The organism is Bacillus sp. EB106-02-03-XG38, assembly GCF_058792175.1.
Genome location: NZ_JBYTED010000013.1, coordinates 1 through 15607, shown reverse-complemented (window position 1 = coordinate 15607; position 15607 = coordinate 1). Strand labels below are relative to the sequence as shown.

The 15607-nt window shown below is 37.0% G+C and carries 14 protein-coding genes and 2 riboswitches; of the genes, 3 read left to right on the top strand and 11 right to left on the bottom strand.

All coding sequences use genetic code 11. The features are described 5' to 3' along the window. Positions 1-255: 255 nt before the first annotated feature. From AC3WTI_RS28145 to groES, 6 genes are all read right to left on the bottom strand, one after another. A complete protein-coding gene (locus tag AC3WTI_RS28145) occupies positions 256-1761 on the bottom strand; it encodes a sensor histidine kinase (protein WP_097842098.1) in 1506 nt (501 codons plus the stop codon). Next, positions 1745-2446, bottom strand: coding sequence for a response regulator transcription factor (locus AC3WTI_RS28140; RefSeq protein WP_087956280.1), 702 nt, complete (start codon positions 2444-2446; stop codon positions 1745-1747). Before AC3WTI_RS28140 ends, AC3WTI_RS28145 begins: the two co-directional genes overlap by 17 nt. Positions 2447-2590: 144 nt before the next feature. Then, positions 2591-3916 (bottom strand): NCS2 family permease, encoded by a 1326-nt coding sequence (locus tag AC3WTI_RS28135; RefSeq protein ID WP_087956279.1) that lies wholly within the window; start codon positions 3914-3916, stop codon positions 2591-2593. Between the two features lie 128 nt (positions 3917-4044). Further along, positions 4045-4146: riboswitch (purine riboswitch) on the bottom strand. Between the two features lie 154 nt (positions 4147-4300). Beyond that, entirely contained in the window at positions 4301-5839 is a 1539-nt protein-coding gene (gene guaA, locus AC3WTI_RS28130) for a glutamine-hydrolyzing GMP synthase (RefSeq protein ID WP_128975892.1), read from the bottom strand. A gap of 165 nt (positions 5840-6004) precedes the next feature. Continuing rightward, positions 6005-6106: riboswitch (purine riboswitch) on the bottom strand. Between the two features lie 138 nt (positions 6107-6244). Further along, the gene (gene groL, locus AC3WTI_RS28125) at positions 6245-7879 is read right to left on the bottom strand and encodes a chaperonin GroEL (protein ID WP_001975554.1); all 1635 of its coding nucleotides are present in this window, start codon (positions 7877-7879) and stop codon (positions 6245-6247) included. A gap of 38 nt (positions 7880-7917) precedes the next feature. Then, complete coding sequence (groES, locus tag AC3WTI_RS28120) at positions 7918-8202, bottom strand: co-chaperone GroES (RefSeq protein ID WP_000917306.1); 285 nt, start codon at positions 8200-8202, stop codon at positions 7918-7920. A gap of 401 nt (positions 8203-8603) precedes the next feature. Here groES and AC3WTI_RS28115 point away from each other — a divergent pair, with 401 nt between their 5' ends. Both AC3WTI_RS28115 and AC3WTI_RS28110 read left to right on the top strand, forming a co-directional pair. After that, positions 8604-9350 carry a CPBP family intramembrane glutamic endopeptidase gene (locus AC3WTI_RS28115; protein WP_097842099.1) on the top strand — a complete coding sequence of 249 codons (747 nt, stop codon included), beginning with the start codon at positions 8604-8606 and terminating at the stop codon, positions 9348-9350. After that, positions 9347-9538 carry a YdiK family protein gene (locus AC3WTI_RS28110; RefSeq protein WP_001246201.1) on the top strand — a complete coding sequence of 64 codons (192 nt, stop codon included), beginning with the start codon at positions 9347-9349 and terminating at the stop codon, positions 9536-9538. The genes AC3WTI_RS28115 and AC3WTI_RS28110 overlap by 4 nt, the downstream gene beginning before the upstream one ends. Positions 9539-9567: 29 nt before the next feature. On the opposite strand, the gene AC3WTI_RS28105 is transcribed toward AC3WTI_RS28110, so the two are convergent. Beyond that, a complete protein-coding gene (locus AC3WTI_RS28105) occupies positions 9568-10197 on the bottom strand; it encodes a redox-sensing transcriptional repressor Rex (protein ID WP_087956277.1) in 630 nt (209 codons plus the stop codon). Positions 10198-10384: 187 nt separating this feature from the next. Between AC3WTI_RS28105 and AC3WTI_RS28100 the strand changes: the two genes are divergently transcribed. Next, positions 10385-12319, top strand: a complete 1935-nt coding sequence (locus AC3WTI_RS28100) for an ABC-F family ATP-binding cassette domain-containing protein (RefSeq protein WP_218923001.1) — start codon at positions 10385-10387, stop codon at positions 12317-12319. Positions 12320-12741: 422 nt separating this feature from the next. Here AC3WTI_RS28100 and tsaD read toward each other — a convergent pair whose 3' ends face one another. The 4 genes from tsaD to tsaE are packed head-to-tail and all read right to left on the bottom strand — an operon-like array spanning position 12742 to position 15361. Continuing rightward, positions 12742-13758, bottom strand: a complete 1017-nt coding sequence (gene tsaD / locus AC3WTI_RS28095) for a tRNA (adenosine(37)-N6)-threonylcarbamoyltransferase complex transferase subunit TsaD (protein ID WP_087956275.1) — start codon at positions 13756-13758, stop codon at positions 12742-12744. Continuing rightward, a complete protein-coding gene (gene rimI / locus AC3WTI_RS28090; RefSeq protein WP_142286445.1) occupies positions 13758-14201 on the bottom strand; it encodes a ribosomal protein S18-alanine N-acetyltransferase in 444 nt (147 codons plus the stop codon). Before rimI ends, tsaD begins: the two co-directional genes overlap by 1 nt. Before the next feature lie 13 nt (positions 14202-14214). Then, positions 14215-14907 carry a tRNA (adenosine(37)-N6)-threonylcarbamoyltransferase complex dimerization subunit type 1 TsaB gene (gene tsaB / locus AC3WTI_RS28085; protein WP_087956274.1) on the bottom strand — a complete coding sequence of 231 codons (693 nt, stop codon included), beginning with the start codon at positions 14905-14907 and terminating at the stop codon, positions 14215-14217. Beyond that, positions 14888-15361, bottom strand: coding sequence for a tRNA (adenosine(37)-N6)-threonylcarbamoyltransferase complex ATPase subunit type 1 TsaE (tsaE, locus tag AC3WTI_RS28080; RefSeq protein WP_087956273.1), 474 nt, complete (start codon positions 15359-15361; stop codon positions 14888-14890). The genes tsaB and tsaE overlap by 20 nt, the downstream gene beginning before the upstream one ends. Positions 15362-15607 lie beyond the last annotated feature (246 nt).

Sequence of the window (15607 nt, the reverse complement as noted above, 5' to 3'; positions counted from 1 at the left end):
CACGTTGTTTGTTTCGTTCAGTTTTCAAAGAACTACTTGGTCGCTCATTTGCGACTTCCTTATGTTAACATCTTCATCTTTCAATGTCAACTAAGTTTTTTATTTCGTTTGCCGCTTTCGACGTTAATGTCATCGGCGACTTGTTCTATATTACACCTCTAACCTACAATCGTCAACATGTTTTTCTAAAAAAATATAAAAAAGCTTATTTCTTTTGAAATAAGCTTTTTTATCATATATCATCCTATTCGTTTATTATTTTTCTATAATTGGTAACGAGACGATAAATTGAATAATACCATCCTCGTATTCTGCTCGAATACTACCACCTTGCAATTCAACAATACTTTTCGCAATTGCTAATCCAAGTCCCGATCCTTCTGTTACTCTACTTCTAGATTGATCTTTCTTATAGAAGCGTTCAAACAAACTCCCTAGCTCTTCTCTCGTAAACTCTTCACTATGATTCGCAATTACAATTTGTATATCCCGGCGCTGCCTTTGAAGAGAAACCTTTATCTCTCCATCATCTTTACTATACTTAATAGCGTTCATTAATAAATTATCAAATACACGAACCATCTTTTCCGAATCAACCGCTGCATAGGCACGTTCCTCTGGAAACTTCTTAACAAACGTAAGTCCATGCTCTTCCGCCTGCGGTACTAACTCTTCTATTAATTGCTCGAGTAACTCATTTATACAAACCTCTTGTTTTTCCAATATAACTTGCTCATTTGTTAACTTCGTATACTCAAATAAATCTTCTATTAAATTCTTTAACTGCTCCGACTTCGCAAAAGCAATTCTCGTATACTCATCATGTTGTTCTTTATTTTCATATTTAGAATCTCGAAGTAATCGTAAGTAACCCATAATAGAAGTAAGTGGTGTACGTAAATCGTGAGATACATTCGTAATAAGCTCGTTCTTTTGCTTCTCTAATTTACGTTCCTTTTCTATATTATTCATAAGCTCTTCCGCCATATTATTAATATTCTCAGTTAAAGACGCAATCTCGTCTTCACCTTTCTTCTCAATACGGTACGCTAAATTACCTTTTTCTATTTCCTTTACACCTTGTGCCATCGCTTCAATTTGCTTCATCTTTCTCTTTGTTATATAGAAGAAGGAGAAAATGAATACGAGTACACCAATTAAAAATGGGAATGGTCCTTCTTTTGTATCATATATTACTTCACCTTCTGGAATCCCACTAACAAACATGTATAAATTCTTATCTTCTATTGTAATAGGCGCAAAGGCTATAAATTCTTTTCTCGTACTTTCAAATTCTTTTCTATCATTCATATAATTAATCGCAAACGATGATGCATTACGAATTGTATTATGCAAATCAATTTGCTCTTCTTGAGCCTGCTTCGTTTTATATACAACTTTACCGCTCTCGTCAGTAACCAATACTTTTAAAGCTCTAGAATCTCGTTCTAAATTTTGATTCTCTATTTCAATCATACTTGATATAGCTTCTAGTTTATTTTCATGAACTGAACTATTTGCTACACTTTGCGCTTGTTGGTTAATTTGTTCCATACCAGCCCGATAATCGATCGTCGCCTCACGATTCGCATTCTCAAAAAATGGTGCTGCTGCCTTTGCTGAAAAAAGCCCTAATAACGCACAAGCAGTAAAAGCAGTAATAAGTTGAATACGCACACTCCGTTTCACACTCTTCACTAGCTTTCCAATTAATTCTCGAAATTTCCTAACATAAGTAAATGGATTAAATATCTTTTTCAATCTTATACCCCACTCCCCATACTGTTTTTATATATATTGGCTTCCTTGGATTCTCTTCAATCTTTTCACGCACTTTCCGAATATGAACCATTACCGTGTTATCCGACTGAAAAGACCTTTCGTTCCAAACCTTTTCATAAATCTGTTCCGCGCTAAAGACCATACCAGGATTACGAGCTAGTAATTCTAAAATCGAAAATTCCCTTGGCGTCAGTTTCACTTCTTCTCCATCCACAATAACTTTGTGGGTTGAGATGTTTATTTTCATCTCTCCAATTTCTAACTCGTCCTCATTTTGAATAGCGAAACCATTCATCTTCATATAACGACGTAACTGAGATTTAATTCTTGCGATTAACTCTAACGGATTAAATGGTTTCGTTACGTAATCATCTGCACCTGTAGTTAACCCTAAAATCTTGTCCATATCTTGCGTTTTCGCAGAAAGCATAATAATCGGCATTTCTTTCGATTCTCTTACTTTCATACACATATGAATACCGTCTACTTTTGGCATCATAATATCTAATACGACTAGATGTACTTCATTTTCTTCTAGTAAACGTAATCCTTCTTCTCCGTCTCCTGCTTGCAACACTTTATATCCTTCATTCTTTAAATAGATTGTAATAAGATTCCTAATTTCTTTTTCATCATCTACGACAAGTATTGTTTCATTTGCCACAATATCTCCCCCATCACTTTTTTAATCCCTAACTTCTATTATAGGAAAACTTCTGAAGAAAAACGCTCGGAAATCCTTAAGATTTTCTGAAGACGCAAAAAAGGTCTAGACTCCCCTTAAGTCTAGACCTTTCAAAAACCCCTTTTATTTACGAACGTAGATGAAATATAGTACGAATAAAACTCCCATAACATACATAATTGGATGTATCTCTTTACGTCGACCACTTACTACCATTGTAATTGGATAGAAGATAAACCCGATCGCAATCCCTGTCGCAATACTATACGTAAGTGGCATTGAAATGATAGTAAAGAATGCTGGTACTGCAATCTCGAATTTCTTCCAATCAATTTCGCCTAAAGACGAAACCATCAAAATCCCTACGATAATTAAAGCTGGTGCCGTTACAGCCGGTGTTACAACGCTTAATAATGGCGAGAAGAATAGTGCCAATAAGAAGAATCCTGCTGTTACAACTGCTGTAAATCCAGAACGTCCACCCGCTGCTACCCCAGCAGAAGATTCAATGTAAGACGTTGTTGTTGATGTACCTAGGATCGCCCCGATTACAGTTGCAATCGCATCTGCGAATAACGCTTTTCCTGCACGTGGTAATTTATTGTTCTTCATTAATCCCGCTTGATTCGCAACCGCTACAAGTGTACCTGCTGTATCAAAGAAATCGATAAAGAAGAACGTTATAATAACAATCGCCATTTCAACAGTAAAAATATCTCCAAAGTGAGTTAATGCCGCACCGAACGTTGGTTCTAGACTCGGTATTGCTCCCACTACAGCTTTCGGAGTATCAATTAATCCTGTCGCTACTCCTAAGATCGCTGTAAGAATCATACCGTAGAAAACTGCACCGTTTATTTTCTTAATCATGAAGATGATTGTCGTAACAACCCCGAAGATTGCTAGTAACGTTGTGCCCTTTGTTAAATCCCCCAACCCAACAAGAACAGCATCATTTTTCACGATAACTCCGGCATTTTGGAACCCAAGGAAAGCGATGAATAATCCGATACCTGCCGCTACTGCAAACTTTAACTCTGATGGAATTGCATTAATAATTTTTTCACGAATACCTGAAGCTGTAAGAATAATAAAGATAATACCTGACATTAACGTTCCAGCAATTGCTGTTTGCCAAGGAATACCCATCGTTAACACTGCTGTATAAGCAAAGAATGCGTTAATTCCCATACCCGGTGCCAAAGCAATTGGATACTTCGCGAATATCCCCATAATCAACGAACCAATCGCTGCTGCTAATGCTGTAGCAACGAATACTGCACCTGGATCCATTCCTGTACCTGCTGGTAACCCTTTAACATTTCCAAGTGACAGCGTAGCAGGATTGACAAATAGTACATAAGCCATAGATAAGAATGTCGTTAAGCCTGCTATGAACTCTGTTTTATAATTTGTGCCGAGTTCATCAAACTGAAAATAGCGTTTCATCTTACGTTTCCCCCGTTATATGATTACTCGCCGTAATCTCCCTAGCCCTCTTTTATCTATTAAAAATAAAAAAGGCTCCCATTACATATACATGGAAGCGTTCTATGAATAAAGACAAGATTCCCCTCACCTTTATCAAAACGCCTCGTAGTCAAGCCATTTACGGTAGCTAGGTAGAAACTTTCGGGCCATATCCCCGATATTATACGACGGCATAATATTCACTTTTTGTTTGAATTACATACTCATATTAACTCTTGAATGTGTTTTTGTCAATTTAAAAACGAACATTTTTATAAAGTTTTATATTTTCGTTCGTATTAAGGGCAGAAATACAAAAGATCCATCTATGCATGTGCAATAGATGGATCTTTTTTTATAATACTATTCCCACTCAATAGTTGCTGGTGGCTTACTCGTTACATCATACACGATACGGTTAACGTGTTTTACTTCGTTTACGATACGTACAGAGATTTTCTCTAATACGTCCCAAGGGATACGTGCCCAGTCAGCTGTCATACCGTCGATAGATGTTACTGCGCGGATACCTACTGTGTAATCATAAGTACGCTCGTCACCCATAACACCTACGCTACGCATACCAGGAAGTGCAGTGAAGTATTGCCAGATTTCACGGTCTAAGCCCGCTTTAATAATTTCTTCACGTAAAATTGCATCAGATTCACGAACAATTTCTAATTTTTCTTCTGTAATTTCACCTAATACACGAATACCAAGACCAGGGCCTGGGAATGGTTGACGCCATACGATTTCATCAGGAATTCCTAGTTCTGATCCTAATACACGTACTTCATCTTTAAATAACGTGTTTAAAGGCTCAATTAATTTGAACTGCATGTCTTCTGGAAGACCACCAACGTTATGGTGAGATTTAATTGTTTGTGCAGTTGCTGTACCACTCTCAACGATATCTGTGTAAAGTGTACCTTGTGCCAAGAAGTCCATACCTTGTAATTTAGAAGCTTCATCATCAAATACGTAAATGAATTCGTTACCGATGATTTTACGTTTTTGTTCTGGATCTTCTACACCTTTTAACTTGTTCATGAAGCGTTCTTTTGCATCCACTTTAATAACGTTCATGTGGAAGCCTTCGCTAAATGTTTTCATAACGCCTTCCGCTTCACCTTTACGAAGTAAGCCGTGGTCAACGAAAATACAAGTTAATTGATCACCGATTGCTTTATGAATTAATACTGCTACAACAGAAGAATCTACACCGCCACTAAGTGCGCATAGTACTTTTTTGTCTCCAACAGTTTCACGGATTTTCTCTAATTCTACTTCGATAAAGTTCTCCATGTTCCATCCTTCAGAACAACCACATACGCCGAATACGAAGTTTTTAATTAAATCGTTACCGTGCTCAGAGTGACGTACTTCTGGGTGGAATTGTACACCGTATAAGTTTTTGTCTTCATTGCTCATACCAGCAATTGGACAAGACTCACTTGTTGCATCTACTACGAATCCTTCAGGTAAACCAGTTACTAAGTCGCCATGGCTCATCCATACAACTTGCTCTTCTGGAAGGTTCGCATATAATTTTGATTCGTTCTCTACTTTAAGAACAGCTTTTCCGTACTCACGGTGGTTTGCACGTTCTACTTTACCACCGAAGTGTTGTGTCATAAGCTGCATACCGTAACAAATACCGAAGATTGGTAATCCTAGTTCAAAGATTTTTTCATCACAATGTAATGCGCCTTCACCGTATACACTATTTGGCCCACCAGAGAAGATAATCCCTTTTGGATTCATTGCTTTAATTTCTTCCGCAGTAATTGTATGTGGATGAAGTTCACTGTATACACCGAACTCACGAATTCGACGTGCTATTAACTGATTGTACTGACTCCCAAAATCTAAAACGATAATTGTATCATGCTGCTTCTTCAAAATAATCACCCCAACGTTAGTTCTCGTATATAAATATTTTCACCAATTTGGCAAAAAGCATTACTAATATAATAAAAAAAGCCAGTCCTCCGCCTCTAGTCTCATAACAAAGAAAAGGCAGGGGTCTGGCTTTATAAAGAAAGATAGTCTTCCGCTCTTTATAAATATAAGACGCACTGCCTTCATAGTCAGGTTGTTTACGGTAACCCGGTAGAGACTCTCAAACCATATCATCGAGGATATATGAAGGATTGTTTTATATTATCTTCCTAGATTCTAACAATGAAGTATCAATATGGTCAAGAGAGAAAGCGACAAAATTCTACAGAAATTAAATTCTTCCTCTCAAAAACACAAAAAAACATCCATTTCTATATAGAAATGGATGTTTTCGGGCAAACGGAATTACATCATTCCGCCCATACCGCCCATGCCCATGCCGCCCATGTCAGGCATTGCTGGTGCATTTGGTTCTGGTTTGTCAGCTACTACAGCTTCAGTTGTTAAGAACATAGCTGCAACAGATGCTGCGTTTTGAAGTGCAGAACGAGTTACTTTAGCTGGATCTACGATACCAGTTTCAAGCATGTTAACCCACTCGCCAGTTGCTGCGTTGAAACCAACGCCTACTTTTTCGCCTTTTAGACGCTCTACAACTACAGATCCTTCTAGACCAGCGTTGATTGCGATTTGACGAACTGGCTCTTCTAGTGCGCGAAGTACGATGTTGATACCTGTTGCTTCGTCACCTTCAGCTACGATAGAAGCTACTTTCGTGTATACGTTCATAAGTGAAGTACCACCACCTGCAACGATACCTTCTTCTACTGCTGCACGAGTTGAGTTAAGTGCATCTTCAATGCGAAGTTTGCGCTCTTTTAACTCAGTTTCAGTTGCTGCACCTACTTTAATTACTGCTACGCCACCTGCAAGTTTTGCAAGGCGCTCTTGTAATTTTTCACGATCGAATTCAGAAGTTGTTTCTTCTAATTGCGCACGGATTTGACCGATGCGAGCTTCGATTTGTTGTGTATTTCCGATACCTTCAACTACAGTTGTGTTTTCTTTCGTTACAACAACTTTACCAGCGCGTCCTAAAGATTCAACTGTAGCAGATTTTAAGTCACGGCCTAATTCTTCAGTGATTACTTCGCCACCAGTTAAGATTGCGATATCTTCTAGCATTGCTTTACGACGGTCACCAAATCCAGGAGCTTTAACAGCTACTACATTAAATGTACCACGAAGTTTGTTCACTACTAATGTAGCTAATGCTTCGCCTTCCACATCTTCAGCAATGATAAGAAGTGGTTTACCTTGTTGTACCACTTGCTCTAATACTGGTAAGATTTCTTGAATGTTAGAAATCTTTTTGTCAGTGATTAAGATGTATGGGTTATCAAGAACTGCTTCCATTTTGTCAGAATCAGTAATCATGTAAGGAGATGCATATCCACGATCAAATTGCATACCTTCTACTACGTCTAATTCTGTTGTGAATCCTTTAGATTCTTCTAAAGTAATAACGCCGTCGTTACCAACGCGCTCCATTGCTTCAGCAATTAATTGACCTACTTCTTCGTCAGCTGCAGAAATAGCAGCTACTTGTGCGATAGAAGATTTGCCTTCGATTGGTTTAGAAATCGTTTTTAATTCTTCAATTGCAGCAGTAACAGCTTTTTCGATACCTTTACGAAGACCCATTGGGTTCGCACCAGCTGTTACGTTTTTAAGACCTTCACGAATCATAGCTTGCGCTAATACAGTTGCAGTTGTTGTTCCGTCACCAGCTACATCATTTGTTTTGCTAGCAACTTCTGCTACTAATTTCGCACCCATGTTTTCGAATGCATCTTCTAATTCAATTTCTTTTGCGATTGTTACACCATCATTTGTAATAAGTGGTGAACCAAATTTTTTCTCAAGTACAACGTTACGACCTTTTGGTCCAAGTGTTACTTTTACTGCGTTTGCAAGAGTGTCGACACCGCGAAGCATCGAACGACGTGCTTCTTCACTAAATTTAATATCTTTTGCCATAATAATTGACCCCCTTGGATTTTTTAAGATTTATATAATTAACCGATAACTGCTAAAATGTCACTTTCACGTAAAATCAAGTAGTCTGTACCTTCATATTTCACTTCAGTACCTGCATATTTTGAGAAGATGATAAGATCACCTGCTGCTACCTCTAAAGCAACACGCTCACCATTTTCAAGCACTCGACCAGTACCTACTGCAATAACTTTACCCTCTTGTGGTTTTTCTTTTGCTGTGTCTGGTAATACAATACCACTTGCTGTTTTTTCTTCTGCTTGAACAAGCTCAATTACAACGCGATCACCTAATGGCTTTAGCATGAACAATAACCTCCTCATTTTGTTATGTAAATTTTATTTATTAGCACTCAAGTCACCCGAGTGCTAACACACTTATAATAATAAATAATCTCAATTTCTTTTGCAAGTAAAAAAATCATAATTTTTTCGCAAATTCAGCTATACACTTTTCTATATAGATTCTCTCTTCTTCTACCTTTACCATATGAATCGTTGTTTCCACTACTCGTATGTTACAATATGAAAGGACACCCTAAGTTGTTTTCGCTACACACACAGCTTTCTCCTGTCTTCTATTATAATTTCAAATAAGGATTTACAAAAAAAACATAATTTACGTAAGGTTTATATCGTAGGTAGCATATGTACATGTTATCCTACCTTATCTCATACACTAGAGTTAGAAAGGATGGTTAAACCATTTGAAAAAACAATATTGGTGGGTTATCGTTACATACATTTTAATGCAGTTATCATCCATTGCTGGATTACCGCTTCTCCTGAAAACTGGACTTTATGATAACAGGGGATTTACTAGGGAGGAGAAATTCCAAATCATAACTGGCCACTGGGCAATCATTAGCTTCTTTATTGCATTATGTATCGTACTTTGGTTACTTAGAACAGATATTCGTGACAGACGTTTAGATACAATGCGCTCTTCGGTTCCAGCTACGATCGGTTGGATTTTTATCGGGTTCTTCTTAGCATTTTTCTCGCAAAGTATTGCCGGTATGATAGAAATGCGTTTATTAGGAATTAAACCTGGATCTGAAAATACAGCGAGGCTTATGGATATCGCAAGAACGACACCTTGGTTCCTTATCGTGATATCTATAATAGGACCTATTTTGGAAGAAATCGTATTTAGAAAAATTTTATTTGGTACACTTTATAAGAAGTTTAACTTCTTTATTGCTGCTATTATTAGTTCTCTCGTATTCGCAGCCATTCATTTTGATTTCACTCACTTATTGGTATACACTTCTATGGGACTCGTATTCGCCTTTTTATATGTAAAAACGAAGCGTATTATCGTCCCTATCGCAGCTCATGTTGCAATGAATACATTAGTTGCAGTTGCTCAAGTCTTAATGAGCAATGAACAAATTCAAGAAATGATTAAAGAAGCTGAAAAAATGCAAGGCTTTATCGGAGGATTTTTATGAGAAACTCACCATTGTTCATGGCTGCATTGTACTTCCTTCTAGGATGTATCTTTACACGCTTCGCCATTACGAACGTAACAGATACAATCTGGAATATGTGGACAATACTATTTGCAGTTATGGCAACAATTGATTTTAATTTGGCACTTCGCCTTATCTTAGTTAAATTCACAAAGAAAAAACAATAATAAAACGCAGAGGTCGCTTCCTCTGCGTTTTATTGTGGATAATTCTTTAAAAAGTAAACAAGGGTTTGTAACTCTACTGCTAAATCAATATGATGAATTCTTATATTGTCTGACACATTTAAGCGTGCTGGTGTGAAATTTAAAATACCATGCACACTAGTTTCAGCTAATCTATCTGCTACAGATTGTGCTACTGTAGCTGGTACTGTTAATATTGCCACTTGTATATCAGTTGATAGACGTTCTTCTAATTCATCTAAATGATATACAGGAATGCCCCCGATTTCTGTTCCAACTTTCTCTTCACTAACGTCAAACGCCATTTCAATTTTTGTATTATTGTTTTTCGTGAAATTATAATGTAAGAAAGCGGTCCCTAAATTACCTACTCCAATAAGTGCTACACGTGTTATATCATCTTGGTCGAGTGTTTCGCGGAAAAATGATAATAAATAATTTACGTTATATCCATATCCTTTTTTCCCTAACGCTCCAAAGTATGAGAAATCTCTTCGAATAGTTGCGGAATCAACCTTTACCGCTTCACTCAATTCGGCTGATGAAACACGTTGCTTACCAGATAGAGATAAATTTTGGATAAATCGATAGTATAGAGGCAATCTCTTGGCAGTGGCTTGTGGAATTTTCTGCTGATCCATATAACCTCTCCTCTCTTCCTATCTTTATTCATATGCTTTAATCAAATACAGAAGTTTAGCACTTATTAAATTCCTTGTATAATAGAAAGAAGAAGTATTCTCTCTGTATTTTAAACTATACACTATTTTTAGTATGATTGAGAAATATAAACATGGCAAAGTTAAGAAATTATTTGAGGTGAAAACATTGATTTTATTACAAGTAAACGCGCTTTCGAAATTATACGGTGCAGAAACGATTCTTGCAAACATAAAATTGGAAGTTCAAACGAAAGATCGTATCGCATTAGTCGGACGAAATGGAGCCGGAAAATCTACATTATTAAAAATAATAGCTGGTGAGTTATCTCATGATGGTGGCGAAATTATAAAACCGAAAGATGTCTCAATCGGATATTTAGCTCAAAATACCGGGCTAGAAACATCTTTAACAATTTGGGATGAAATGTTAACCGTCTTTACACACTTACAGCAAATGGAGACAAAACTCCGAAGGCTAGAGCAAGAGATGGGAAAAGAAGAAAACTTTTCAAACGAGACTATATATGAAAGATTATTAGCTGATTATGACCAATTGCAATTAGATTATAAAGATCAAGGTGGCTATCAGTACGAAGCAGATATCCGTTCGATTTTAAGCGGTCTTGGCTTCCCAGTCGAAACGCACCAGACGACGATTTCTACATTAAGCGGTGGGCAAAAAACACGATTAGCTCTCGGTAAATTATTATTAACGAAACCAGACTTACTTATTTTGGACGAGCCTACAAACCATTTAGACATCGAAACATTAACATGGCTTGAACAATATTTACAAGGCTATCCTGGCGCAATACTAATCGTTTCCCATGACCGTTATTTCTTAGATAAACTCGTAACACAAGTATATGAAATTTCGAATAAAGAAAGCAGACGATTTGTTGGTAACTACAGTAAATATTTAGATTTAAAATCAGCACTATACGAGCAAGAAATGAAACGTTATGAAAAACAACAAGATGAAATCGCTAAGCTCGAGGACTTCGTTCAAAAAAATATAGCTCGTGCATCTACAACAAAACGTGCGCAAAGCCGTCGTAAACAATTAGACCGTATGGAACTATTAACAAGACCATTAGGTGACTCTAAGTCGGCTTCCTTCCATTTCGATATCGAAAAACAAAGTGGAAATGATGTTTTACAAGTAAAGGATGCAACTATCGGCTATGATGAGGATCCGATTATTGAACATGTAACAATGCGCTTAACTCGTGGGGATAGTGTTGCTTTAGTTGGTCCAAATGGAATTGGAAAATCCACATTGTTAAAATCCATTGTGAATAAGTTACCACTATTACATGGTGATGTTTCTTTCGGATCCAATGTATCTGTTGGTTATTATGATCAGGAACAAGCTAACTTAACATCTTCTAAGCGAGTTTTAAATGAATTATGGGATGAATATCCATTGCAGCCTGAAAAAGAAATTCGCACAATACTAGGTAACTTCTTATTCACAGGAGACGATGTACTAAAACCAGTATCTTCTCTTAGTGGTGGACAAAAGGCTCGGTTAGCTCTTGCAAAACTTATGATGCAAAAATCAAATTTATTAATTCTCGATGAGCCTACGAACCATCTTGATTTAAACAGTAAAGAAATCTTGGAGAATGCTTTAATTGATTATCCGGGTACCCTTCTATTCGTCTCACATGACCGCTACTTTATTAATCGTGTAACGACAACTGTTGTTGAGTTATCAACAGAAGGTGCGCAGGAATATTTAGGTGACTACGATTACTACGTTGAAAAGAAAAATGAGATGATTGAACGTGCTGAATTTGAACAACAAGAACAGCAAGAAAATCAGGCACCTGTTCAAAAAACTGTCGCTCAAGAAAAATTAAATTATCTCGAAGAAAAAGAACGCAAAAAGTTGGAGCGTCAACGTACTAGAAGAATCGAGGAACTAGAACAGAATATTGTACAATTTGAAGAAGAAATTGCTACGTTAGAAGATCAACTTTGCTTACCAGAGATATATGCAGATTATGAAAAGGCTAGTGAAATTACAACGAAAAAGCAAACACTACAAGAACAACTTGATGCTTGTATGGCAGAATGGGAAGAATTGCATTTATAAGAGTATGAATAAGAAGGATGTCTCATCAGTCGAAATTTTTGACAATGGGACATCCTTTTTATCTTCTAGCCGTGGTCAATCTCTATTACATAAACGATTCGACACGAGATACCGATTTACCGACAAGATTTGACAATGTTAGCCCCCCTCTATAATAAGGGCACATTTCAAAATGTTTTTTAGAAATATCTTCTCACTTTTTATTTCCCGAAAAAAGAATACATTCAAAGGTCAGACTTCACCTATTTTATCCACAAGTTTATACACATATCCACCTTTATAAAATAAACCTCAAAAATAACTTTTCCACATTATCCACAATTAATCAAAAAGTTATCAACATTTTATATACACAATAAAACCCATATTATCAACAGATAATATGGGTTTTATCCACAAGCTGTGGTTAATTTTGTGTATAACTATGCTTCAATATCTAATCCTGGATTTGCATTTAAAGCTAATGTAGCACGTTTTCCTTGTTCATATGCAATTGTACCTGCCGCTGCAATCATTGCTGCATTATCTGTGCATAAAGATAGAGGAGGAATAATTAGCTCCATATTTTCTTTTTGTGCAAATTCTGCTTCTAAACGCGCACGAAGTCCTTTATTTGCAGCCACTCCACCAGCAAGAAGCACTTGCTTTACGTTATAAGCATCCGCTGCACGAGAAGCTTTCGTTACTAATACGTCGATTACACTCTCTTGGAAACTTGCTGCTAAATCTTCCGGTGCAATTTCTATTCCGCGCTGTTTTGCGTTATGCACAGTGTTGATAACTGCTGATTTCAATCCACTGAAACTAAAATCATACGAATCCGGTTCTAGCCATGCACGAGGCAAATCGATTGTTGGTTCTCCTTCATGTGCAAGGCGATCAATATGAGGACCACCTGGATATGGCATAGATAACGTACGAGCTACTTTATCATACGCTTCTCCTGCTGCATCATCTCTCGTTTCACCAATTACTTCAAATGAACCATGTTCTTTCATATAAACAAGCTCTGTATGTCCACCAGATACAACAAGTGATAGCAGTGGGAATTGAACTTCTTTTACTAAACGGTTCGCATAAATATGGCCAGCAATATGATGTACACCAACTAGAGGGATATCATGTGCAAATGCCACCGCTTTCGCTGCGTTTACCCCTATTAGAAGTGCTCCTACTAAACCAGGTCCTTCTGTTACAGCAATTGCATCAATATCATCAAATGTGATATTGGCTTCTTTTAAAGCTTCTTCTAACACAACTGTAATTTCTTCTACATGATGACGAGATGCAATCTCTGGTACAACTCCGCCAAAACGTTTATGACTTTCAATTTGTGATGCAACGACATTCGCAATAATTTCCGTTCCATTTTTAACAACCGCTACTGCTGTTTCATCACAACTTGTTTCTATACCAAGTATAATCGTATTTTTTTCCATTATATATTCACCCACATTACGAGACCATCTTCCTGATTGTCTGCATAGTATCGTTTACGAATTCCACCATTTTGAAATCCGTATTTTCTATATAACTGTTTTGCTACTTCATTTGATACACGTACTTCCAGTGTCATCGTTTTTACACCTAGAGTTTTCGCTTCGGAAATAACTTCTTTCAATAAAGCATCCCCTAGCTTTTGACCTCTGTATTCCGGCAAAATAGCTATATTTGTTATATGTGATTCATCAATAATTATCCACAATCCACAATACCCAATTACACGACCATCTTTTTCTAGCACAACATAATGTGCATGTTCATTCACCGTTAACTCACGGTGAAAGGCATCTGCAGTCCAAGGAGTTGAAAAAGATGCTTCTTCAATAGCTACAATTTGAGCGATATCATCGAGTTCCATCTTTCTAAATATCATATCCATCCTCTGTAAACCCCTACTTGTTTTGACTTTCTAACCACTTTGTTTCAGCTTCAGCTAAACGAAGGTAACTAGGAACAAATGAATGTACATCTTGTTCTTCTTTTTGCAATCCTAAGAACGCTAACTCACTTGGTCTTGGGTTATTTTTTGTGAAAGGAGCAAATACAGCTTGATCACCTAAATGTTCAATAATCGTTTCTTTATGCAATTTAACATCGTTACCAAGAAATAAAACAGGATTTCCTTTATCTTTTAACATTTGCAACCAGTCTACAATAAGGATAATTCGGTCTTCTTCTATAGAAATTAACTTCTCTCCTTCATATGTATATAGCCCCGTATAAATTTGTCCGCGCCTTCCATCGAATAAAGGACAGATTAACCCATCAAAATTCGCTCCGTTTGCAGCCACTACTTCTAAACTTGATACACCTACAATTGGTATTTGAAGTGACCAAGCTAATGTTTTGGCAGCTGTCACACCTATGCGAACACCTGTATATGATCCTGGTCCCGCAGCCACAACTATTTTCGTTAATTCTTTCGGTTTTACACCGCATTCTTTCAACAGTTGTTCTACAGCTGGCATAAGGCGCACAGAATGGTTTTTTGTTAAGTTTGTAATGATTTCCCCAATTACGTTTCCTTCTTCAATAAGGGATACACCCATTACGTAATTTGAAGTATCAATTGCTAGTACTTTCATCTTGTAATAGCTCCTCACATAATCTAATATAGCGATCTCCAATTGGTTCGAGTACAATGTTTCTTGTATCATCTCCAGCATGGAATAAACTAATTTGTAATTTCTCATTTGGTAAATATGCTTCTATTAAATGAGCCCATTCTACTACCGTAATTCCTTCACCGTAGAAATACTCATCAAATCCTAAGTCCTCTTCACTTTCTGCTAAGCGATACACGTCCATATGATATAGCGGTAATCTTCCTTTGTATTCTTTAATAATATTAAAGGTAGGGCTATTTACAACTCTTTTTACTCCAAGACCTTTTGCTAGCCCTTTTGTAAAAGTCGTCTTACCAGCCCCTAGATCTCCTTCTAAAATAATTACATCTTGTGCCTCTACAAGTTCACCTAGTTTTTCTGATAATCTTTGTGTTTCCTCAGATGATTTTGTTGTTATTTCATATTTACTCACAGACTTCACCTACTTTACTCACAATGTTCTCTGCTCTTTATTATACAGGTTTTGAATATATAAAAAAGTCCTTAGGAGGTTTCCTAAGGATAGTTTGACTGTCTTTATTAGTTTTTTGTTAAAACAAATAAAAAAATACGAAACAACATGTTTCGTTCTTTTCTTTATATAAAATGGCGGTCCCGACCGGGGTCGAACCGGCGATCTCCTGCGTGACAGGCAGGCATGTTAACCACTACACCACGG